Origin of the sequence: Paenibacillus sp. ov031, from assembly GCF_900143165.1 — a bacterium.
Classification (GTDB): domain Bacteria; phylum Bacillota; class Bacilli; order Paenibacillales; family Paenibacillaceae; genus Paenibacillus; species Paenibacillus marchantiae.
Map to the genome: position 1 here is coordinate 991,022 of NZ_FRDO01000001.1, position 17,160 is coordinate 1,008,181.

Genomic DNA, 17,160 nt, shown 5'->3' on the forward strand with positions numbered 1-17,160 from the left:
CATAACCAATCATAGGTGATGCTTGTTACGTGTTCAGACATCGGAATTATGAGCAACTATGCTATAATTTTAAAGTCACATTCCAATCAAATGATGGTTCATTGAATCAATTTATAGAATAAACTCCCCAAGAGGTGTAAACCCGTTGAAAAAAGAAATGACATCGATGAAGCAAACGAGACTTAATTCCATCCTGGACGAAGCAACCAAACTGCTGATTGAAAAGCCCAATGCATCCATGAATGATATCGCAGACTCTGCAAAAATCGGCATTGCGACCCTTCATCGTTACGTGGAGAGTCGCGAACAATTAATGGTTTATCTGGGCTTGCGTGCGATTGAGGTGGTCAGTGAGGCCATGCAAAACATTCAGCTGGATGAGGAAAACTGTGAAACATATATTCCACAGCTGATTGAAGTGCTTATTCCGTTAGGAGATAAAATATTTTTCCTTACCCATGATGCAGCTATACACTATAATCCTGAGATTGAGGGAGCAGATTTGAAGCTGAGAGAGCCTATACTGCATGCGGTCAGCTTGTTGCAGCAAAAGAATTATTTTCGCCAGGATGTCAATAAAAACTGGATTGTAGATGTGCTGTATTCTATCCTGTTTCTGACGTGGCAGCAGGTTGTAAGTGGTGATATTGCGCGTAAATCAGCAGCTTCTCTGGTTGTGGATACGTTCTATCATGGCTTTAGGGCCAAATAAGTAGTCTCTACCTTATAACCACATACAATAATGCAATATAACACCCCATTGTGGAGTCAGTCGTGTCATTGGATACGAGACTCACTGTGGAGGTGTTTTTTTGCGTGGAGAGCTAGCTATGGGCGCTAATTGAAAGGTGCATATTTTCTTTTCGGTACATATTCATATTTTAACAGAGTTCAGAATTTAAGATTTCAAACTTACAAAAAATGATATAAATTTCTAGTAGATTCAAATCATTACCAAATTAAGACAGTGAATTTGCGACAAGGAGGTCGATAATCTGCGCTGAACTCGATAACGTTTCAACTCGCTTTAGCACTCATTCCATCATATCCAACAGGAGGGATTCCATGCTTTACACCATTATTGTGCCAGTTAACCAGGACTATAACATTTTGAACCTTTTCACGGACTCATTGCTACGGACAGTAAGCCCGTCCACTCAAATCATTTTTATCAACGATGGTTCCGGTTCTGCTGTCTTACAGCATTTGGAGAAACTGAAACAAGAGGTTAAAGAAGGTGTAACGATTGAAATTCTTCAACATGATTTTCCACTCGGTTGCGCTGTATCAATCAATAGCGCACTTCGGCGAGCAGAGGGAGATTATATTTTCTTCCTGGATTCCGATACAATTCTTCAACCGAACTGGCAATCAATGATGAAAGAGACGATGGACAGCGACATTACGATCGGTATGATTGGCGGTGTTCTGCTCTATCCGCAAACGGGAGGTGTGCAGCATTGTGGTATTGCATTTGCCGATACAATTGGTCGCCACTTATTTCTGAACGCTTCGCCTGAAGACATTCCGAAGGAAACATTTTCAGTTCAGCTTGTTGTATTCGCCATGTTCGGCATGAAGAGAGAAGTGTATGAAACGGTAGGCGAGCTGGATGAGAAGTTCTTTAACGGATATGAGGATTTTGATTATCAGATGCGAGCACGGGCAGCCGGATATGATACGGTCATTAATCCGAATATTCTCGCCTATCACTGGGAACGGAGCAGTGGCATTCATCGCAACTTTAACCGGAAAAACAATCTGGCACGTTTCTGGAAAAAGTGGGGTGGGGAAATTGAGGCCGATGTTTGGCCATTCGTATTCGGTCATCTGAAAGAACAGCTGGATAGCCAGAGTGAATATCAACATCTGCCGATCGTTGGCATTGATCTTGCAGAAGTTCGCAGTGACGCGGATACGTTCTGGACCAAGCTGGAGGAAGCTGACATTGCACCTGTTGCTGAGGTACGTGACTATTCGAATCGTTTTAACTCTAATGGAGCGATCTGGCTGCCGCAGGTTCTGGGTAAGGAGCTGATTCATAGCGAGAACCGATTATTGTTTCTGGTGGACAATTTCGCCCGGTTGCTGGAAAACCGTTACTGGATCGAGATGAGACATGCTCATCGGGCTAAAGATCTGATTATTGATCTGTATGGCAATGTCATCACCATGGATCGCATATATGATGGCTGCTGGCCAGGCTCCAAAGTTCGCTAACTCATAAACCAAGTAAACAGGGAGGAACCAAAGGTGAAATCAAAAGAGAGCACGCTTGATCGTGCCGTAAGGTTTACACGGAATCTGGAGTGGTTGGAACATGTCGAGAAGGTTATTCCGAGCGGATGCAGTACGTTAGCCAAAGCACCAGAACGATTATTTCCGGGATATACACCCGTATGCTGCGCAGAGGCACGCAATTCCCGTTTTATAGATATCGATGGAAATGAATGGTTGGATTGTGAGATGGCCATGGGTACGGCGCCATGGGGGCATGCACGGCATGAAGTTCAACTGACTGTCATCCATCAGCTGAAAAAAGGGACAAGTTATTCTATTCCTGCTGACATTGAACTTGAATGCGCTGAATTGATTTTGGAACGGTTTGAAGGTCGCTACCCCTCATTGCGATTTACCAAAAGCGGCGCCGATGCCGTCAGTGGAGCCGTACGTCTGGCTCGTGCGGGAAGTGGAAAAAGCAGGGTCATCGCGACGGCCTATCATGGCTGGCATGACTGGTCTGCGTATGGATACTATGGCCGCGAAACGAAAGAACGAGGTATCCCTGTGGATATCGAGCGCACAACAATCTGGATAGATAAGCCCTCACCAGAGCGTATCGAGGCCCAAATCCAATCCTCTCCCGAGGATATCGCCTGCATTGTCCTTTGTCCAAATGAATGGAAACGTGAGCCGTTGGCGCAAGTTGTATCCCTATGTAGGTCCTTAGATATCATTGTCATATTTGATGAAGTCACCTCCGGCATTCGAATGGGCAAGCAAGCTACAGCTGGGGAGTATGACATCTGGCCGGATCTGCTTTGTATTTCCAAAGGTATGGCGAATGGACTGCCACTCGCAGCCGTAATGGGACCAGAACATCTGATGTCATTATCAGGACAGGTCAGATTCAGCAACGCGCATTCCAGTGAGACCACTGCGCTTGCGGCAGCGATTGCATGTGAGCGATTGATGAAAAGCGCTAAAGTATGGCCTAGCTGGCGCGAGGCCACCATTCGAATTATGGATCTGATTGAAGCTGAACTCGTACTTCTTGGATTAACCGATCAATTGGTGTTGAAGGGTACCTATGCTAGCTTCTCCATTAGCTCTATTTCGGAGGAAAACTTTCACACCGATCCGTTCCGTGAGTTTATGGTCAAAAGAATGGCCCACTTCGGAATTTTTACCAAAGGGTACTTTATTTTCTCAGATGCTCATACCCGGGATGAATTATTGTGGGTGGAGGAAGCTCTCTTGCAGACACTTTCCGACTGGAAAGAAATGCTGAAACAGGAACACCTTTCGAATTGAGATTTACGAAAACGTTTAAAATTTTATTCAAATAAGAACATCGACTAGGAGGAATATTCAATGAAAGCACTCGTATATCAGGATCTTAAACAGGTGACTTACCAGGATATTGATGAGCCAACCATACAAAAGTCAAACCAGGTAAAAATTAAAATCTATGGTTCAGGCATCTGCGGTACAGACCTGAATATTGTCAAAGGCAAAGTGCCGGCGAATAAAGGAACGATTATTGGTCATGAAGGTGTAGGTACAGTGGTTGAGGTGGGCGACGAAGTTCGTGGTTTCAAGATAGGTGATCGGGTATTGGTTGATCCCACGCAATCTTGCGGTACCTGCTCCTATTGCCGTGAAGGTCTTTTCATCTATTGCGAGAATTTTGATGACTATCAAGTAGGGATGACGACGCACGGTACATTTGCAGAATATTACGTAGGGGATGAGAAGTATATCTATGCCATCCCGGATTCCATGAGCTGGGAAACCGCTATGATGATCGAACCACTGGGATGTGTACTTCAGACGTTCATGAAAGCAGGGACTAAGCCAAGTGATTCTGTACTGGTCCTCGGTTCTGGTGCAATCGGTTCTCTGTGTCAGCTTGTGAGCAAACGATTGGCAAGGCTTACTGTAGGCACGGAAGTTGATCCATTCCGCAAAGAGTTCGCTTCAGAGATCGCGGATCATGTGTTCTATCCTCAGGATCTGACACTGGATAAAGTATACGAGATCAATAATAACAAGAAGTTTGATATTGTAGTGGACGCGGTTGGTAACCAGCTTCATGTGGGATTTGAGATGATTGCCAAAGGCGGCAAGATCATTCCTATGGGTTATGACGACAGCTATGAGGTGACGTTCAAATCAACTGCCGTAATTAATGATGGTATTAGTATCATTGGTGCGGTAGCTAATCACTCGATGATCAGTACAGCATTGAAATTTGCACAAAGTATTCCGGAACTGGAGCAAATGGTTACCTCCAAGGAACTGCTGAGTGATTATGAACAGGCATTCAATGGGACAATTGGGTATCATCTGCGTAGCGGAGAGAAATTGCCCATGAATTCGGTTAAAACAGCTCTGATCTTGTAAGCATGTAGACATTGTCGGGTTTGCCGCTGCGAAAAGAAGGAGTTCGCAGCGGTGAAAACCACCGCAGAAAAGGGGGAGATATCGATTGAAGCTGCTACAGGATTTGCCGAGAAATCCGCGGTACTCCATCTTACTTGAACCGGTATGGGCCATTCCGGGCACGATTGTTCTTTTTTATGCTCCCTTATATATGAAGGAAGCCGGACTTTCGGATATTGAAATTGGTTTGATCAATTCGGTGAATCTTTATTTTGCCTTTATATTTCAGTTATTTGCGGGTTCAATCACGAATAAGCTTGGCCGCAAGCGAACAACACTGATTTTTGATCTGATTGCTTGGAGTGTTCCCATGTTCATCTGGGCTTTCTCCCAGAATTTTTGGTTGTTTCTGATCGCTTACCTGCTGAATGCAACCTCCAAATTTGTGACGGTTTCCTTCAACTGTCTAATTATTGAGGATGTTGAGGAACATAAACGATCCAAGGTATTCGCCATTCTCAACATGATCATTACTGGTGCTGGAGTACTGACACCGATCGCCGGGGTAGTGATTGCTGATGTTGGCATTGTGCCAACACTAGCCAGTATTTATTTTGTCGGTGGCATCCTCATGACCGTCATGTTCTTCATTCGCAACCGATATACGGATGAGACCGCAGTAGGGAAGGAACTTATGGGAATGCATAGCCAGACCCGGGTGATCCAGAGTCTGGCTTCCAGTATGCGACTTTTCGGCAAATCATTCTACAAACGGAGACTTTTACCGATTATTCTCATCACGGTGCTTTCCAATCTGATCCTGCAGCTGAACTTTTTTCAGGTGATTTTTTTCAAGGAACAATTAAAATTCAATGATCAGATTATTTCATTTATCCCGGTCGTCACCGCTGTAACCGTCATGCTCTTGTATTTGGTCATTATCCCGCGTCTGAAACGGCGTTCAGAAGAGAAGTATGTCAGTTTCTCGATCATTTTGAGTACAGTGGGGGCAATACTTTTTCTGTTGATCCCAGCGGGAAATATAGCCATGTTATTTCTGACTCTAATTGTACTGGCGGCAGGCAATTTCATCTTACAAACGTACCGGGACTCACTGCTAATGAACCGATTGGGTACACATGAAAAAGCGGATATGTTCTCGGCAGTGCAGACCGTCATGACGTTAACCGCGATTCCATCAGGTTACCTGACAGGGCTACTGTATCACTATAATCCTGTGCTGTTATTCAGTGTCATTCTTATATTTTACATCGTACTCATGGTCATTATGTTATTCCTCCCTGATCCCCAGAAACACTCCCAAGTGATCAGTTCTTACAAAAATATGTAGGAGAAGGGGTTTTCTGTATAACGAACGAATATATAATACAGAAAATGAACCTGGGAGGCATAGAAATGACAAACGTATTTGCAACAGAAACAAGAAACCAAATGAACTGGATTAATGAGCCGAAGACCTGGTCTTATACCGATCAAGGCGTTCTAATTGTAGAAGCTCAGGCTGATACAGACTTTTTCCAGGACCCAGCGGGTAAACACATCCGTGCAACCGCGCCATTTCTGTCGATGCCGGTGCCTAACGATTTTGAAATGACGACCCAGCTAACCGTGGACATGCAACATCAGTATGATTCCGGATGTTTAATGGTGATGGCGGATGAACGAAACTGGTGCAAGCTTTGTTTTGAGTATGATGGAAAAGCAGCTACCATTGTGTCGGTAGTAACGAAGGAAGGTTCATCCGACGATTGCAATTCGGTTGAAGTTCCCGTAACGAATCCTTATCTGCGCATACGCAAAGTGGAGGACTGCATTTCATTTTTTTATTCACCCGATGGGGTGGAGTGGAAATTAATTCGATATTTCGGCATGCCGATAGAGGGGGAGATCCGGGCTGGAATTGTTGGACAGTCACCAGCCGGAACGGGATGCACCTGTCACTTTTTATCGATGAATGTTACCCGTCCGGACGTGACTGCACGCTTCTAAGCCCATTTTCCCGCCAATCGGCTGATCATTGGAGGGAGAAAAGCGGAATGGTAAAAGCTTTTATTTTGGATTTTGATGGACTTATTTTGGACACGGAGACTCCCTGGTTCTATGCTTTTCGCGATATTTATAAAGAGCATGGACTTGAACTTGGACTGGAGCTTTGGTCGAAAAACGTAGGAACATCGTTTGAAGAATTTCACCCTTTTCTATACCTGGAGCAAGCGCTGCAAAAACCGATCGATCACGATCATATCAAGTTGCTCTCTGAACAGAAATACGAAGCATACCTGGGGCAGGCAGCAATTCTTCCAGGGGTTCATGAGTTGCTCCAGTCTGCCCGTAAAAAGGGAATTAAACTTGCCGTTGCTTCCAGCTCTACCCGGGATTGGGTTCATGGTTATTTGCGTACACTCGGCATTTTCGAACTATTCGATGTCATTCATACAGCCGAGGACGTCAAGCGGGTCAAACCGGACCCGGAATTGTATCTGCTCGCCTTGGAGAGTCTCGGGATCGGGGCATCCGAAGCGGTTGTGTTCGAAGACTCGCCGAATGGACTGAAGGCAGCCAAAGCCGCGGGGATTCGCTGTGTCATTGTGCCTAACGAGGTAACGCGTAATCTGGAATTCTCGAAGTATGATCTGCGGTTAACCTCGCTGGCAGAGATCACGATGGAAATCCTTTAACTCTGGTATTGCTTGCGTAACTCGATAGGGGAGATTCCTTCATATTTTTTGAATACGGATCCAAAATAACTGGCGCTGTTGAAACCAACAGCCCGGGCAATCTCGTGGGCCGTTATTCCGGCGTCATGGACGAGCATTTCTTTGGCTTTCAATAACCGATACCGTGTCAGATAATCAAGCGGAGTCATTTGGAATTCCTTTTTGAATATCCGATTCAAATGCTGTTCGGTGACGTCCATTTGCTGAGCCAGCATGGAGAGCGAGATATCCTGATCATAATTTTGCTTGATAAAAGTAACCAGTCCACCCAGCTTTAATCGGGCATCCGAGCGTTCATAAGCACCATAACGATCTCCATCAATGGTTAACCTGACCAGTAGCATGTATAGCAATGCGGATACGTGCCAGATCTGATCCTTGTGCCGGGACTGTAGCGCCAACGTTATTTCATGCAACAGGATATGAAGCATCCCATCCGGCTTGAAGGCGCGCAGCTCCCCGATCTGCAAGGTATGCAGAAACCGGGGCAATAAATAGCCATTAAAGGACAAACAATCGAACAACAATGAATCACTCAGATTGTCGTAACGGTATGTGACCTCCGGGAACATAATAAGAGCTGTTCCTTTCCGAATCGAAAACTCATGATTTTGGGCTGCAATTTTCCCTGTTCCCCCGATGCACTGCACAATACTGTAATCCCGTGAATGGCCGTTCCAATTCATTAATTCATCTACGGTCAGCTGGTTTTGACCTGTAATCATAAGCGGCATATCGGTATCCAGTGAATTCCCCGTACTAGGTTTCGGCATCGTTGTGTTATTCCTCATTTCGTTAAAGGTCGTGTGCGTAAATGGCGCGGATACAGAGTTAAAAGAAACCTGATTTGAATTATATTACATAAATAACATTAATTTAAACGAACTATTTACTTCGATGAACGACTTATCGAAAACCTTTTAGGAATATGTATCATCATGTCGATGCCTTGCCATTATCAGACCAAACAGTATACGCTATAATGGATACAGTGATTTAGGAAAGGGATGCAGTCATGAAGAAAGTCATCGTCGTAGGATCAGGTATTCTTGGGGCTTCCACAGCATATCAATTGGCAAAACGGGGTGCGGAAGTTCTTATTATAGACCGGAAAGATCGAGGGCAGGCTACGGATGCTGCTGCCGGGATCATCTGTCCCTGGTTATCTCAGCGCCGTAATCAGGATTGGTATCAGCTTGCCAAGGCGGGTGCACGTTTTTATCCCGGTTTAATTGAAGAACTCAAGAGTGAAGGGGAAACGGAAACGGGTTACGCTCAAGTGGGTGCTCTTAGTATTCATACGGAAGTAGAGAAAATCAACAAGATGCAGGAGCGAGCACACCTTCGTAAAGAAGAAGCACCGGAGATTGCCGATATTACCCGTCTGGATGCAAAAGAAACCCATGAGCGTTTTCCACTCCTGGAGGAGAACTTTCAGTCCGTCTACATCAGTGGTGCTGCGCGTATCGATGGACGTGCACTGCGTGATGCCTTAATCCGATCGGCACAGCGAAATGGAGCGGTCCTGATTAATGGGGATGCGACACTTCAATATGAATCGGACCGAGTAACTGGAGTGGTTGTTGACGGTAAAGTCATATCGGCTGACGAGGTTATTGTGTGTGCCGGCGCTTGGGCTAGTGAACTGTTGAAGCCCTTGGGCATTGATTTTAAGGTTCGTTATCAGAAGGCGCAAATTATGCATTTGCAGGTTCATGATCGAGAAGACACTGGGAAATGGCCTGTGGTCATGCCTCCTTCGGATCAATATCTGTTAGCCTTTGATCAACAGAAGATTGTGATCGGGGCGACTCACGAAAATGATATTGAAGGCTATGATATAAGAGTAACCGCAGGCGGAATGCAGGAAATTTTGAATAAAGGATTGGAACTGGCTCCCGGTTTAGCCGATAGCACGTTTCAGGAAGTAAGAGTAGGTTTCCGTCCGTTTACACCTGGTTTTCTTCCGGTAATGGGTGCTGTTCCTGGTTGGGAGGGCTTGATCACAGCCAATGGACTTGGAGCGTCCGGTCTCACGATGGCGCCTTTTATTGGAAGTCAACTGGCCAAGTTGGCTATGGGTTTGGATTTGGATATCGATATTCAGCCATATGACCTTGGAAAAGCAATGGATGATCAGAAATGAGGTGAACGATGACGTATTCACAGCGCTTAACTCACGGTAACTCATCAGACATTATTTATCTGGAGCACCAGATTGGCATCACCGAGGAGGAATTAGCAAAAGCCGAGGAAGAGTGGAGGGGTTACGAATCGGATTTAAACAAGTTAAGGACGTCTCCGGCGTATAATGCAACTTCAGCGACGAACGTCTCTAATGAGCAAAAATGGGTAGATGAGTTAAACAAATTGCAAAGTATGATTAAGGATATCCGCACCCGACTTAAGAAGTTGCAAGAAGATTTAGGGGAACTTGAAGATTAATAGGAATGGATTGACATTTGGGAAAACACATGTTGTAATAAGCCTGAGCTATTTGCAGGGGGACTGTTCGCAGTTGAGAAGGTTAAAACCTGACCCTTTGAACCTGTTAGTTAATACTGACGTAGGGAGCAAATGACATGTACTCATGTTATTTTGCCCTTGCCGAAAATAGGACAAGGGCTTTTTGGTCTGCATTTTGGATGACAGAACGCGATAGCTGGATGTGAAGCGGGGACATTATAATTTTAATACAAGGAGAAATGATCATGTCATTTTCAAGAACGTTAAAAGATAAGTCCAGAAACGTATGGGAAGATGGATACAACCATCCTTTTTTACATGAAATGGGGAAAGGCACACTGGATCAGGAAGCGTTTAAGTTTTATCTTCTTCAGGACTATACATATCTGATTGAATATGCGAAGATTTTTGCCATGGGTGCGGTGAAGGCGACAGATGAAAAACTGATGACGAACTTTACGGTGATTCAACACGCTATTCTGTACGAAGAAATGGATTTGCATCGAAATTATATGAAGGAATTTGGGATTACGCTGGATGAAAATCATGCTGTCAAACCCTCTCTTTACAACAAGGCGTATACGTCGAATATGATGAGTGTTGCACAAACAGGTGGGGTTGCTGAAATCATCGCCGTCATTTTCCCTTGTGCGTGGACGTATTACGACTATGCCACAAGATTAAAAGAACAATATCGAGATTCATTAGAGGGCAATTTCTATCAGACTTGGATCGAAAATTATGCAAGTGATGAATTCCGCGACTCATTCGAATGGTTCTATGATACACTGGATGCATTATGCGAACATAAAACCGAGCAGGAACTGGAGGCCATTGAAGACATATTCAGAAGAAGTGTTGAATTTGAATATCTATTCTGGGATATGGCTTATAAACGGCAACTCTCGTACTTCTGATGAATGCAATCTACTACAACCAGAGATAAGGATGAACATACAGATGGACAATCGTGGAGAACTCATCTATTTACGATTTTTGAACGTGGAAGACGCTGCTGGGCTACTGGATTTGCAGTTCCGTAACCGGGCTATTTTCGAAGAAATATCGGCAAGCGAACGATCGGATACATTCTATACATTGGAGGGCCAAGTAGCCCTTCTCGAAGGTTGGAACAAGGCGAGGGAAGAGGGGAAACGGTACTCTTTCGGGATCTTTCTGAACCATACGCATGAGCTTATTGGGGAGATCTCTCTGTTCGAGCTTGAACTGGATTCCACCACCAAATGGATTGTTGGTTATGTGCTCGATCAGGTGCAGAATGGCAAGGGATATATGAGTGAAGCCCTTCAGCTAGCACTGGATTTTGCTATGAATGAAGCGGGTATAAAACGAGTGGAGGCAGGTGCGCTGCCTGACAATGCCGGATCGATTCGAGTGCTTCGCAAGGCGGGCTTTCAGGAGACGGACCGGCAGAATATTAAAATCAAGGGGATTTGGAAGGAACATATGATGTTTGCAGTGGATTTGCAATAGGTTACTAGATATCGTAACGTGAACCACCTAAATCATCCAGGGGGAACTTATGAATAAGCGGAAACAAATGTTATTGGACTCAGCGCTTGTACTCTTTGGGAAACATGGAGTGACCAACACCTCCATACAAATGATCCTAGACGAGTCAGGTGTGTCCAAAGGAACATTTTATAAATTCTTTGGCTCGAAGGATGATTGTATTCTTGCCATTCTGGAGCAACGTGTACAGGAAGATATGATGATTCGCAAAGATTTGGAGAGCCAAAGCTATGCTTCCGATTTTGATTTACTGGTGGATCAGATTATGGTGCCGATGATTTTGCCAGAAAAAAAGCTTGTTGTGGAGCTATTCTGGACAGGCTTCTACTCTGGAGAATGCGATCTGAAAAACTTGACTCGCATACAGTTAAATTGGTTATCTGAACGACTGGTACAGGTATTTGGTAAAGAATTAAAACCTTTTGCTTATGAAGGGGCTATTTTTGGTTTTGGCATGATCCATCAAATCTCGAACATGTGGAGAAACTTCCATCTTGACCAACCGGATTGGAACCATCTTGTGCCCAAAATCCTGAACTACATTGAAATCTTGCTTCGCTCCATGCTGGAAAGACAAGAGCATATTATAGATTTTCCAAGTCTTTTGATGATCGCTCCTGATTCCAAAGAAATTGTGTTGGATAAAAATAACCTGATTGCAGGTCTTCAGAAATTCAGTCATTCTATTCTCCAATTGGAAGTACCTATTAAAGCGAAAGAACTGACCAAAGGGCTGCTTGTTTTAGTTGAGCAGAAAGAGATCAATATCTCCATGTTGGAAGTAACGCTACAGGCGTTTCAAACGGAATTTGAATCGTCTTCTCTTCAGTGTGAGGCAAACAGGATTGTCAAAGACTGCAGATCGTATCTCGAACAATTCAGGCAGATCCTCATGGAGAGAACGAGTTAACGCAGCTGTTCTTACTTACGTGTGCAGGCAAATTGTTCATTTATATTATGTAATACACCACAAAAAAGCGGCAGATTGGACGTAAAGCTTAGTGTCCTGATCTGCCGCTTTTTATATAAGATACAATAGGCTCTACATGATGTAATTCATGTAAATATTGCTCTTAATTTGTATTCATCGAGACTTTTTGTCTTACAGGCTGTTTGGAGTCTTCCTCCGTCGCTTGTTTGGTACGTTTGATGAAGAAGGAAAGGAGCAATCCAAGAACGGCAATGCCGATAATGACAACGTAAGCATCATTAATTCCCTGGATCATGGATTCCATTCCCAATTGCTGCTGGGTTAAACCTTTGGCTGCGCCCGTTGCCACCATATCCTGTACATGTGCCGTTGTGCGACTGGTCATTACACTTACGAGCAATGAAGTACCCACAGCGCCAGCCACTTGTCTCACGGTGTTGGATATCGCTGTACCGTGTGGCCCAAGTCTTGGAGGCAGTTGATTCAACCCTGCCGTTTGGATAGGCATCATGAGCAAGGCCATACCAATTCTGCGACCTGTTGACATTAACACCAGGTAAGTATAACTGGTAGAATCGGTTAGATCGATGAACCCGATAGTCGTTACAATCGTAATGACCATCCCAATAATCGCCAGCCATTTTGCGCCAAACCGGTCAAACAATCTACCCGTAATCGGCATCAGGAAGCCCATGACAAGCGCCCCCGGAAGCAATAATAATCCGGACTCCAATGCAGTGTAACCCCGTGCATTTTGGAGGTATAAAGGAAGCAACATCATATCAGCATACATGATCATCGTGATCGCGATATTAATGATTGTGGTCAGTGAGAACATATTATACTTGAAAGCCCGCAGATCGAGCAGCGGATTTGCAGACGCGAGTTGTCTCCATGTGAACAGTCCAAGAGCAATGACTCCTGCTGCAATGCATATGATTACTTCTGCGCTTGACCATCCCAGAGTTCCTGCCCGGCTGAAGCCATACAGCAATGCGCCGAATCCAATCGTGGACAGCAACACGCTGAGTGTGTCGAACTTGAGATTGATTCGTTCCGATACATTTTTGAGATATACAAACGCAAAACCAATAACAATAACGGTTAGTGGGATCATCCCGTAAAACATCGTTTGCCATGTGTAGTTCTCAAGAATATATCCAGCAAGGGTTGGCCCAATCGCTGGAGCGAAAATGATGGCAAAGCCGACCATCCCCATCGCGGCGCCCCTTTTCTCAGGAGTGAACAAGGTAAGAATGACATGCATTAACAATGGCATGATAATACCAGCACCGGCTGCTTGAACCATACGTCCTGTCAACAGTGTACCAAAATTACTCGCAAGGGCAGATATAATCGTACCGATGAGGAAAATAAACATCGAAGCTTGAAATAATTGCCGTGTCGAAAAGCGTTGCATGAAATAGGCCGTGATAGGAATGAGTACACCATTCACCAGCATGTAGCCTGTTGTAAACCATTGGGCTGTTGCTGCTGAGATATTAAAATCCCCCATCAGCTCCGGAGTTGCCACGCTCATAACGGTTTGGTTCAATGTGGCAAGAAATGCACCCAAAATCATAACAAACAGTATGGGGCCCTTTTTTACGTCATCTCTTTCTTTTAATCTAGCCTGACTCAATCCATTCCATCCTTTCAATCCACACGTGACTAAATTTACAACGTGTTGTATAGTTTACATTGTATTTATTGAATTATATACATATTCCCGTAGATTACAATTTACGATTTTGGGTATTTTCGTTGCTTATTTTACGAAATAATAAAATATGTCGTCTAATTCGGAAATAAACGACTGATCATTTAAAATTGTAATTTTTAAAATTTGAGGAGTGATATTGCATGAAAAATGAAAAGAAGTCTGCTACAGATCCTCGTATACTTCGTACAAGACAGTTGATTCGTGATGCTTTTGTAGATCTGTTGCAGGAAATGGACATCGAGAAACTATCCGTCAATCGAATTGCAGAACGTGCGACGATCAACCGCGTGACTTTCTATCTGCATTATCGTGACATCACAGACATGATGGAGAAAATGGCGGACGAGATGATCGAGCACATTGAACGAATTGTGGACGAATATGCTCCTCAATTTGAAGATGCTGCCAAAGACGATGGTTGGCCAGTGCTTGTAAAATTGCTTGAACACTTTGCTGATCATTCCAAATTCTATCGCGTCGTTCTCGCTTCCAGACGAACCCCCATTTTTACGGAGAGGCTCATGAAATTACTAACGACACTCGTTTCGGCCAAGATTGAAAGCTTGGAGCTGGGAAGCTCTCTTTCACAAGCGGGTATTCATAAGGAGATCGCAATCTGGTACAGTTCCTCAGCTCTGATTGGTACCATTGTATCCTGGCTTCGTAATGACATGCCCTATGCACCGCATTTCCTTGCCAAACAGTTCTCTTTAATTCGTGCTTATTCTTACAATGACTTGATATAACAAAAAAAACATCCAGCTATAGTTAGACTCAACTATACGCAGATGTCTTTTCAACAGACTATAAATGGGCTAATCTCCTGTCGGAGTTCGTAAAATCATATACAGCCCGATGAGTGCTGCCAGAGCACCAAAAATGATGCCGGACAGTCCATTGTAAAAGGTGGGATCTCCTTTGTATGAAAATGACATGATCGCAGTTTGTGTTAATGAAAGTGAGATCAATGATGAAGAGAAGTTCGTCAGTTTGATGGCTTCAATGACCGGTTCATTATTCCGTCTCGCCATAATGGCGCCCCCAAGAGATACTGCGATTTCGGTAAAAGTAACGGCAGCAATGATGAAGGCGGCATAGTGAGGATAATGCGTTCTGCTGCCTGTAACAAATAATAACTTACTGCAATAAATGATGTACACCGCACTTGAAGCGAGCACAATATTACCTATAAATCGGTATGCCGCGTATTGTTTTTTTAGGATTTCCTCCGGGCTGGAATCATCAAGATTCGAGTCCTCATGTGCTTTGGCTGCGTAATACTTAGCAACAGCGATGCCAATATTATAAAAGGCGTTAATACATAAAAAGAAGGAGAGCGTAAAGATTCCTAAAAGTATTTTCCCAACTGCGATAAGGGCATTAAGTGGAATAGATAATTTTGCAAAGTAGATAATTCGATTATTTTTAACTTTAAAAACAGATTCTCCTCTATTCACTGGACGTATCCAATTCACTGTATCCCTCCCGAACGAAACCTCGATGTGCAAAAAATGAGTCTAGTGTTCAAGCATACCATAGTAAACCATATGGTCCACGTATGAGGTTTAGACATGTTCATCCCTACCTATCTGTAATCCCAGATTAATGATGTTTTCATTTCTTGAGCTTGTTTATTTTGCCCAAAAATACATAACCCTTAAGAACTTAATTCTCGTCATTAAATATACGAACGGTATAAAAATATGCCTTGAATTTTCCATAAAATGAATATAGTTCGAAAGTTTCATTCCAAATAATATACGATTAGTATAAAATTGGTTGTGCGCTGAACTGTCAATTCATGTGCAACAAAGGAGGAATCAAAGGGAGCCGAAGAACTGAAGTGGCGCTGGGGATGATTATCAGAGGCATGGAAGAAATTCCTCTTTCCATTGGATAAAAATAGTTCGAGAGGCGGTGTCAGGATGTACAAAGAAGTGATTAGAGTTCACGATATTACCAATTTCCAGTCCAGATCGGAAGAGTTTTTTCCTCTTCACTGGTTTCGGAAAATGTTGTCAGAGAAACCTGTCTACTATCATGAGGATACGGACACATGGAATGTGTTCAGATATGACGATGTCAAGCAGGTACTAAGCAATCATGAATATTTTTCATCCGAAGGCTCAAGAACTACCATTTCAGTCGGAGCTAAAAACAAGGAAGGCACACCGCCGGACAAAATGAATATTTCGAGCATAGATCCTCCACGTCATCAAAAAAGCCGTTCGTTGCTCTCAGCTGCTTTTACACCCCGCAGTCTGAAAAACTGGGAGCCACGGATTCGGAACATTGCGAAGCAACTGGTGGAGGATATCGAGCTGAATACAACAATCGACATTGTGCAAGCACTGGCAGCACCATTGCCTTCCATGGTTATGTCTGATTTGTTGGGCATACCGCTGACGGACAGCCACCGCTTCAAAAGTTGGGTAGATATTCTGTTTCAACCCGCCAATAGAGAAAATGCAGAGGCAATGGAAAAGAAAAAGCAGGTCGCAGCGCAGGAGTATTACCAATTCCTGTACCCTATTGTCGTTCAGAAACGGACTCAGCCTGGCGATGATATCATTACAGATCTGTTGAAAGTGGATGTAGACGGCGAGAAGTTTTCCGATGATGAGATTGTTCGAACCACAATGCTTTTGCTCGGGGCCGGTATCGAAACAACCAGTCACATGGTATCTAATACATTTTATTCTTTTCTCTATGATGACCCCAACCTGTATGTGCAATTACGAGAGAACCCTGAGCTGATCCCACTTGCTGTGGAAGAGATGCTTCGTTATCGCTTCCATAACGCCAAGCGACACCGGACCGTTAAGAAGGATAATAATCTGTTGGGTGTAGAATTGAAAAAAGGGGATGTCGTCATTTCCTGGATGAGTGCGGCGAATATGGATGAAACTATATTTGAAAATCCGTTCGACTTGAACATTCACCGTCCCAATAACAAAAAACACCTTACCTTTGGAAATGGTCCACATTTCTGTCTGGGTGCTCCGCTGGCGAGAATGGAGTTGATTGTTGCTTTGACAGCATTCGTAGAAAGGGTACCTTTCATCGAATCGGTTGAATCATTTGATTTGGAAAACAACCTTACCGTCTCGGCTCCAGGTCAGTCGCTGACGTACTTGCCTATGAAGGTTGTGCATTAGGATATA

The 17,160-nt window shown here is 44.0% G+C and carries 17 protein-coding genes and 1 riboswitch; of the genes, 14 read left to right on the top strand and 3 right to left on the bottom strand.

The genetic code is table 11. The features are described from left to right. The first annotated feature begins 145 nt into the window (after positions 1–145). The 7 genes from BUA17_RS04335 to BUA17_RS04365 all read left to right on the top strand — a co-directional run bounded on the left by BUA17_RS04335 (position 146) and on the right by BUA17_RS04365 (position 7,304). Entirely contained in the window at positions 146–712 is a 567-nt protein-coding gene (locus tag BUA17_RS04335; RefSeq protein ID WP_072732714.1) for a TetR/AcrR family transcriptional regulator, read from the top strand. Positions 713–1,065: 353 nt separating this feature from the next. Then, on the top strand, positions 1,066–2,220 hold the full coding sequence (locus BUA17_RS04340) for a glycosyltransferase family 2 protein (RefSeq protein ID WP_072732715.1): 1,155 nt from the start codon (positions 1,066–1,068) through the stop codon (positions 2,218–2,220). A gap of 33 nt (positions 2,221–2,253) precedes the next feature. Further along, entirely contained in the window at positions 2,254–3,534 is a 1,281-nt protein-coding gene (locus tag BUA17_RS04345; RefSeq protein ID WP_072732716.1) for an aminotransferase class III-fold pyridoxal phosphate-dependent enzyme, read from the top strand. 60 nt (positions 3,535–3,594) lie between these two features. Further along, positions 3,595–4,626: a zinc-dependent alcohol dehydrogenase gene (locus tag BUA17_RS04350; protein WP_072732717.1), complete on the top strand. Its 1,032-nt coding sequence runs from the start codon at positions 3,595–3,597 to the stop codon at positions 4,624–4,626. Positions 4,627–4,711: 85 nt separating this feature from the next. After that, on the top strand, positions 4,712–5,956 hold the full coding sequence (locus BUA17_RS04355; RefSeq protein ID WP_072732718.1) for an MFS transporter: 1,245 nt from the start codon (positions 4,712–4,714) through the stop codon (positions 5,954–5,956). 65 nt (positions 5,957–6,021) lie between these two features. Then, on the top strand, positions 6,022–6,615 hold the full coding sequence (locus BUA17_RS04360) for a DUF1349 domain-containing protein (RefSeq protein WP_072732719.1): 594 nt from the start codon (positions 6,022–6,024) through the stop codon (positions 6,613–6,615). Positions 6,616–6,662: 47 nt separating this feature from the next. Beyond that, positions 6,663–7,304: an HAD family hydrolase gene (locus BUA17_RS04365; protein ID WP_072732720.1), complete on the top strand. Its 642-nt coding sequence runs from the start codon at positions 6,663–6,665 to the stop codon at positions 7,302–7,304. Here the strand turns inward: BUA17_RS04365 and BUA17_RS04370 are convergent. Next, positions 7,301–8,116, bottom strand: coding sequence for an AraC family transcriptional regulator (locus BUA17_RS04370; RefSeq protein WP_063565192.1), 816 nt, complete (start codon positions 8,114–8,116; stop codon positions 7,301–7,303). The genes BUA17_RS04365 and BUA17_RS04370 overlap by 4 nt on opposite strands. 242 nt (positions 8,117–8,358) lie before the next feature. On the opposite strand from BUA17_RS04370, the gene BUA17_RS04375 reads away from it, so the two are divergent. From BUA17_RS04375 to BUA17_RS04395, 5 genes are all read left to right on the top strand, one after another. Beyond that, positions 8,359–9,489, top strand: a complete 1,131-nt coding sequence (locus BUA17_RS04375; protein WP_072732721.1) for an NAD(P)/FAD-dependent oxidoreductase — start codon at positions 8,359–8,361, stop codon at positions 9,487–9,489. 8 nt (positions 9,490–9,497) lie between these two features. Then, on the top strand, positions 9,498–9,788 hold the full coding sequence (locus BUA17_RS04380) for a hypothetical protein (RefSeq protein WP_072732722.1): 291 nt from the start codon (positions 9,498–9,500) through the stop codon (positions 9,786–9,788). Between the two features lie 46 nt (positions 9,789–9,834). After that, a riboswitch (TPP riboswitch) is annotated at positions 9,835–9,933 on the top strand. Between the two features lie 121 nt (positions 9,934–10,054). Then, a complete protein-coding gene (gene tenA / locus BUA17_RS04385) occupies positions 10,055–10,726 on the top strand; it encodes a thiaminase II (RefSeq protein ID WP_072732723.1) in 672 nt (223 codons plus the stop codon). 43 nt (positions 10,727–10,769) lie between these two features. Then, complete coding sequence (locus BUA17_RS04390; protein WP_072732724.1) at positions 10,770–11,303, top strand: GNAT family N-acetyltransferase; 534 nt, start codon at positions 10,770–10,772, stop codon at positions 11,301–11,303. A gap of 49 nt (positions 11,304–11,352) precedes the next feature. Beyond that, positions 11,353–12,252 (top strand): TetR/AcrR family transcriptional regulator, encoded by a 900-nt coding sequence (locus BUA17_RS04395; RefSeq protein WP_072732725.1) that lies wholly within the window; start codon positions 11,353–11,355, stop codon positions 12,250–12,252. Between the two features lie 163 nt (positions 12,253–12,415). Here the strand turns inward: BUA17_RS04395 and BUA17_RS04400 are convergent, their stop codons facing one another. After that, complete coding sequence (locus BUA17_RS04400) at positions 12,416–13,855, bottom strand: DHA2 family efflux MFS transporter permease subunit (RefSeq protein ID WP_063565244.1); 1,440 nt, start codon at positions 13,853–13,855, stop codon at positions 12,416–12,418. A 281-nt stretch (positions 13,856–14,136) separates the two neighbouring features. Here BUA17_RS04400 and BUA17_RS04405 point away from each other — a divergent pair, with 281 nt between their 5' ends. Further along, complete coding sequence (locus BUA17_RS04405) at positions 14,137–14,742, top strand: TetR/AcrR family transcriptional regulator (RefSeq protein ID WP_064638644.1); 606 nt, start codon at positions 14,137–14,139, stop codon at positions 14,740–14,742. 69 nt (positions 14,743–14,811) lie between these two features. Here BUA17_RS04405 and BUA17_RS04410 read toward each other — a convergent pair whose 3' ends face one another. Next, positions 14,812–15,471 carry a hypothetical protein gene (locus tag BUA17_RS04410; protein ID WP_063565185.1) on the bottom strand — a complete coding sequence of 220 codons (660 nt, stop codon included), beginning with the start codon at positions 15,469–15,471 and terminating at the stop codon, positions 14,812–14,814. A 450-nt stretch (positions 15,472–15,921) separates the two neighbouring features. On the opposite strand from BUA17_RS04410, the gene BUA17_RS04415 reads away from it, so the two are divergent. Then, positions 15,922–17,154, top strand: coding sequence for a cytochrome P450 (locus tag BUA17_RS04415; protein WP_064638642.1), 1,233 nt, complete (start codon positions 15,922–15,924; stop codon positions 17,152–17,154). Positions 17,155–17,160 lie beyond the last annotated feature (6 nt).

Excerpts from the sequence above, each read along its gene's own strand:
- BUA17_RS04370 (WP_063565192.1), bottom strand. The coding sequence starts at position 8,116 with ATGCCGAAACCTAGTACGGGGAATTCACTGGATACCGATATGCCGCTT.
- BUA17_RS04360 (WP_072732719.1), top strand. The coding sequence starts at position 6,022 with ATGACAAACGTATTTGCAACAGAAACAAGAAACCAAATGAACTGGATT.
- tenA (WP_072732723.1), top strand. The coding sequence starts at position 10,055 with ATGTCATTTTCAAGAACGTTAAAAGATAAGTCCAGAAACGTATGGGAA.
- BUA17_RS04390 (WP_072732724.1), top strand. The coding sequence starts at position 10,770 with ATGGACAATCGTGGAGAACTCATCTATTTACGATTTTTGAACGTGGAA.
- BUA17_RS04365 (WP_072732720.1), top strand. The coding sequence starts at position 6,663 with ATGGTAAAAGCTTTTATTTTGGATTTTGATGGACTTATTTTGGACACG.
- BUA17_RS04395 (WP_072732725.1), top strand. The coding sequence starts at position 11,353 with ATGAATAAGCGGAAACAAATGTTATTGGACTCAGCGCTTGTACTCTTT.
- BUA17_RS04350 (WP_072732717.1), top strand. The coding sequence starts at position 3,595 with ATGAAAGCACTCGTATATCAGGATCTTAAACAGGTGACTTACCAGGAT.
- BUA17_RS04405 (WP_064638644.1), top strand. The coding sequence starts at position 14,137 with ATGAAAAATGAAAAGAAGTCTGCTACAGATCCTCGTATACTTCGTACA.
- BUA17_RS04375 (WP_072732721.1), top strand. The coding sequence starts at position 8,359 with ATGAAGAAAGTCATCGTCGTAGGATCAGGTATTCTTGGGGCTTCCACA.
- BUA17_RS04400 (WP_063565244.1), bottom strand. The coding sequence starts at position 13,855 with ATGATTTTGGGTGCATTTCTTGCCACATTGAACCAAACCGTTATGAGC.
- BUA17_RS04380 (WP_072732722.1), top strand. The coding sequence starts at position 9,498 with ATGACGTATTCACAGCGCTTAACTCACGGTAACTCATCAGACATTATT.
- BUA17_RS04415 (WP_064638642.1), top strand. The coding sequence starts at position 15,922 with ATGTACAAAGAAGTGATTAGAGTTCACGATATTACCAATTTCCAGTCC.
- BUA17_RS04340 (WP_072732715.1), top strand. The coding sequence starts at position 1,066 with ATGCTTTACACCATTATTGTGCCAGTTAACCAGGACTATAACATTTTG.